2 protein-coding genes and 3 pseudogenes are annotated in these 4,696 nt (G+C 74.1%); 2 read left to right on the top strand and 3 right to left on the bottom strand.

Annotated features, from left to right (window positions below):
• Window positions 1-60: 60 nt before the first annotated feature.
• Window positions 61-306, top strand: a pseudogene (locus H5J33_RS24190) (nucleic acid/nucleotide deaminase domain-containing protein); the annotation flags it as partial.
• A 50-nt stretch (window positions 307-356) separates the two neighbouring features.
• Here the strand turns inward: H5J33_RS24190 and H5J33_RS24185 are convergent.
• From H5J33_RS24185 to hutU, 3 genes and pseudogenes are all read right to left on the bottom strand, one after another.
• Window positions 357-1,277: pseudogene (locus H5J33_RS24185) on the bottom strand (formimidoylglutamate deiminase); the annotation flags it as partial.
• On the bottom strand, window positions 1,274-2,476 hold the full coding sequence (locus H5J33_RS24180) for an allantoate amidohydrolase (protein WP_181796993.1): 1,203 nt from the start codon (window positions 2,474-2,476) through the stop codon (window positions 1,274-1,276). The gene H5J33_RS24180 and the pseudogene H5J33_RS24185, both read right to left, overlap by 4 nt.
• A 116-nt stretch (window positions 2,477-2,592) precedes the next feature.
• Complete coding sequence (hutU, locus tag H5J33_RS24175; RefSeq protein WP_181796992.1) at window positions 2,593-4,257, bottom strand: urocanate hydratase; 1,665 nt, start codon at window positions 4,255-4,257, stop codon at window positions 2,593-2,595.
• A gap of 63 nt (window positions 4,258-4,320) precedes the next feature.
• Here hutU and H5J33_RS38745 point away from each other — a divergent pair.
• Window positions 4,321-4,696, top strand: a pseudogene (locus tag H5J33_RS38745) (hypothetical protein); the annotation flags it as partial.

Genomic DNA, 4,696 nt, shown 5'->3' with positions numbered 1-4,696 from the left:
GCTGCCTCCGTGCCGGGACCGGGGCAGGGACCGGCGTACGGGTATCCGCAGGGGCAGCCGATGGTGGGTCCGGGCTATCAGGCCGTGCTGCGCTACCGCGCGCAGGACGGCTCCGAGCAGCAGCTGATCCGGCGTTCGGCGCCGGGCATGCCGCACCCGGAGTGGCAGATCTTCCACGAGCTGCGAGCCATGGGCGTGCCGCCGGACCAGGTGCTGGAGCTGCACACCGAGCTGGAGTCGTGCGAGCTGCCGGGTGCCTACTGCGCGCGGATGATCCGGGAGCAGTGGCCGCAGGCGCGGATCACGAGCATCGCGCCGTACGGCACGGACCACGCGGGCCGGCGTCAGGGCATGCACTGCAGGGCGGCGGCCGGGCCGATGCCGTCGGCCAGGTCCCGTTCGGTGGTGGGGCACATGCAGGTGCCGGTGCCCGAGCCGCCGAGCAGGGCGATGTCCTCCTCGGTGAGGTGGGTGTTGTGCACGCCGGTGGTGCGCGGCCCGAGCACGCCGTGGTCGGCGAGCAGCCGGGTGGGGGTGCGGCCGTGCGCGGCGAGGCAGGCCTCGTTCTCGGCGGGCTGCTCCGACAGGTGCACGTGCAGTGGGGCCCGCCGTTCCCGGGCCCACTCGGCGACGGTCGCCAACTGCCCCGCGGGCACGGCCCGTACGGAGTGGACGGCCGCTCCGATCCGCGCGTGATCCCGTTCCTCGAGAAGAGCACAGCGTTCGGCCCAGTCCGCCGCGCTGCCGTCGGAGAAGCGCAGCTGGTGGGCGTCCGGCGGCTGCCCGAAGCCGGCGGAGAGGTAGCAGGTGTCCAGGAGGGTGATCCGGATGCCGGCCTCGGCGGCGGCCTCGATCAGCGCCTCGCCCATGGCGTTGGGGTCGGCGTAGCGGGTGCCGCCGGGGGCGTGGTGCACGTAGTGGAACTCGCCGACGCAGGTGATGCCGGCGAGGGCCATCTCGGCGTACACCGCGCGGGCCAGGGCGTGGTAGGTGTCCGGGGTCAGCCGGTCGGCGACCGAGTACATCACCTCGCGCCAGGTCCAGAAGGTCCCGGAGCCGACCTGGACCGTGCCGCGCAGGGCCCGGTGGAAGGCGTGGCTGTGGGCGTTGGCGAGCCCCGGCAGGGTCAGCCCGCGCAGCACCTCGGCGCCCGGGGGCGGGGCGGTCACGTCCGTGCGCACGGCGCGGACGCGTCCGCCGGCCACGTCCACGGCCACGCCCGGCTCGACGCGGTCGCCGAGCCAGGCGTGTTCCAGCCAGTAGGTTCCCTTGGTCACCGGCAGGCCAGCCCTTCCAGTACGTCGGCGAGTGCGCGCACCCCGGCCACGCAGTCGTCCTCGGCCGCGAACTCGGCCGGGGAGTGCGAGACACCGGTGGGGTTGCGCACGAACAGCATGGCGGTCGGGATCCGCCCGGCCAGGATCCCGGCGTCGTGTCCCGCTCCGGTTCCGAGGACGGGCACGGTCAGACCGGTGTCCTTGCCGAGGATCCGGGCGAGTTCGTCGCGCAGGGCGTGGTCGAACTCGACGACCGGGGTGAAGGACTCCCGGACGACGTCGAGGTCGATGCCGTGCGCGGTGGCGTACTCGCGCGCGGCCTTCTCCACCGCCCCGACGACCGTGTCCAGGGTCTCCTGGTCGGCGGCGCGGGAGTCGAGCCAGCCGCGCACCAGCGAGGGGATCGCGTTGACTCCGTTCGGTTCCACCGCGATCTTGCCGAAGGTGGCGACGGCACCGGCGAGTTCGGCCTCGCGGCGGGCGGCGAGCACGGTCCGGGCGTACGACAGCATGGGGTCGCGGCGGTCGGTCAGCCGGGTGGTGCCGGCGTGGTTGGCCTCGCCCCGGAAGTCGAACCGCCAGCGTCCGTGCGGCCAGATGGCGCTGGCGACGCCGACCCGGTCGCCGGACAGGTCCAGCGCCCGGCCCTGTTCGACGTGCAGCTCCACGAAGGCGCCGATCCGCGCCAGCCGTTCGGGGTCGGGTCCGATGGCCTCGGGGTCGTACCCGGCCGCCGCCATGGCCCGGGGGAGGGTGACCCCGTCGCCGTCGGTGAGCCGGTGCGCCTGATCGGGGGTCAGCCGGCCGGCGGTGAGCCGCGATCCGACACAGGCGAGCCCGAACCGGGCCCCCTCCTCGTCACCGAAGTTGACGATGGCGAGCGGCCTGGCGAACCGCGCGCCCCGGCCGCGCAGTTCGTCCAGCGCGGCGAAGGAGGAGACCACGCCGAGGGGCCCGTCGAAGGCCCCGCCGTCGGGCACGGAGTCCAGGTGCGACCCGGTGACGACGGCGTCCCCGGCGGCCGGGTCGCCCAGCCAGGCCCACTGGTTCCCGTTCCGGTCGACCTCGTACGCCAGCCCGCGCGCCTCGGCCTGCTCCCGGAACCAGTCCCGGCACTCGGCGTCGGCGCCGGTCCAGGCGTAGCGCCGGTAGCCGCCGGAGCCGGGGTGCCGGCCGACGGGGAGCAGCTCGCGCCACATCTCGTGGAAGGAGCCGCCGGTCGCCGGCGGGGCGGCCGCCGTGTCCGCGGGCGGTACGGCCGGGCCCGGGGGCGGAGCCGAGGGCTCGGTCCCCACCGGAGAGCTGCCGTCCCGCGTCACGCGGTGTCACCTTCACGCATGGGCACCCGTACCCCTCGCTCCCCCGCGACGGACTCGGCGACGTCGTAGCCGGCGTCCACGTGCCGGATGACGCCCATGCCGGGGTCGTTGGTCAGGACGCGCCGGATCTTCTCGCCGCCCAGCTTCGTGCCGTCGGCCACCGTCACCTGGCCGGCGTGGATGGAGCGCCCCATCCCCACGCCGCCGCCGTGGTGGATGGACACCCAGGAGGCGCCGGAGGCCACGTTGACCATGGCGTTCAGCAGCGGCCAGTCGGCGATCGCGTCGGAGCCGTCGAGCATGGCCTCGGTCTCGCGGTACGGCGAGGCGACCGACCCGCAGTCCAGGTGGTCCCGCCCGATGGCCAGCGGCGCGGCCAGCTCCCCGCTCGCGACCATGTCGTTGAACCGCTCGCCGGCCTTGTCCCGCTCGCCGTAGCCCAGCCAGCAGATGCGCGCGGGCAGGCCCTGGAAGTGGACGCGCTCGCCGGCCATCCTGATCCAGCGGGCCAGGGACTCGTTCTCCGGGAACAGGTCCAGGATCGCCTTGTCGGTCTTGGCGATGTCGGCCGGGTCGCCGGACAGCGCGGCCCAGCGGAAGGGGCCCTTGCCCTCGCAGAACAGCGGGCGGATGTAGGCGGGGACGAAGCCGGGGAAGGCGAACGCCCGGTCGTAGCCGGCGAGCTTGGCCTCGCCCCGGATGGAGTTGCCGTAGTCGAAGACCTCGGCGCCGGCGTCCAGGAAGCCGACCATGGCCTCCACGTGCCGGGCCATGGACTCGCGGGCGCGGGTGGTGAAGCCGGCCGGGTCCTTGGCGGCCTCGGCGGCCATGTCCTCGAAGGCCATGCCGGCCGGGAGGTACGACAGCGGGTCGTGGGCGGAGGTCTGGTCGGTGACGATGTCGACCGGGGCGTTCATGGCGAGCAGCCGCGGGACCAGGTCGGCCGCGTTGCCGAGGACGCCGATGGACAGCGGCTTGCGCTGGTCGCGGGCCTCGGTGGCGAGCTGGAGGGCGTGGTCGAGGGAGTCGGCCCTCACATCGAGGTAGCGGTGCTCGATGCGGCGCTCGATGGCGCGCGGGTCGCAGTCGATGCAGATCGCGACGCCGTCGTTCATGGTGACGGCGAGCGGCTGGGCGCCGCCCATGCCGCCGAGGCCGGCGGTCAGCGTGATGGTCCCGGCGAGCGTGCCGCCGAACTTCTTCGCGGCGACGGCGGCGAAGGTCTCGTAGGTGCCCTGGAGGATGCCCTGGGTGCCGATGTAGATCCAGGAGCCGGCGGTCATCTGGCCGTACATGGTCAGCCCGAGGGCCTCCAGGCGGCGGAACTCCTCCCAGTTGGCCCAGTCGCCGACGAGGTTGGAGTTGGCGATGAGGACGCGCGGGGCCCACTCGTGGGTCTGCATCACGCCGACCGGGCGGCCGGACTGGACCAGCATGGTCTCGTCCTGCTTGAGGGTCTTCAGGGTGCGGACCATGGCGTCGAAGGAGCGCCAGTCGCGGGCGGCCTTGCCGGTGCCGCCGTAGACGACGAGCTTGTCGGGGTGCTCGGCGACCTCGGGGTCGAGGTTGTTCTGCAGCATGCGCAGGGCGGCTTCCTGCTGCCATCCCAGGGCGCTGAGTTCCGTGCCGCGCGGTGCTCGTACGGGGCGGGGTCCCGACATCTCTGCTCCTCCTGTGCCTACGACTATTCACATCCTGTAGGCCTGAATAGAGCTAGTCAATACATGGAGTGGTCCCGTCCGGCGCGTGGCGGGTATCCGGCTGGAGACACCGCAAGCCGGGGCAGGACGGAGAGGCCCGTGAAGGAGATCGAGGCCGCACAGGACGCCGGGGCCGGGACCGCGCGGGAGCCCGGGACGGGGGCCGTGCCCGAGCCCGAGTCCGGGGCCGAGGCCCGGGAGCGGGCGGCGCGGCGGGACCGGGCGGTGCGCGCGGCCGTCGAACAGGGGCTGCTGGGCCCGGACACGGCCGTGGTGGGGCTGCTGGACGTCACCGGCATCCGGCGGTCGGCGGCGGCGCTGCGGGCGGCGTTCGGGGCGGTCGTGGCACCGGGGACACCGGTGCTGCACGCCTTCACCGCGAAGGCGTGCCCGCTGGTGC

The organism is Streptomyces sp. WELS2, assembly GCF_013870595.1.
Classification (GTDB): domain Bacteria; phylum Actinomycetota; class Actinomycetes; order Streptomycetales; family Streptomycetaceae; genus Streptomyces.
This window is presented reverse-complemented; position numbering and strand designations above follow the sequence as displayed.

What these genes read in the sequence shown, in the direction of transcription:
- H5J33_RS24180 (WP_181796993.1), bottom strand. Translation starts at nt 2,476, where the DNA reads ATGTGGCGCGAGCTGCTCCCCGTCGGCCGGCACCCCGGCTCCGGCGGC.
- hutU (WP_181796992.1), bottom strand. Translation starts at nt 4,257, where the DNA reads ATGTCGGGACCCCGCCCCGTACGAGCACCGCGCGGCACGGAACTCAGC.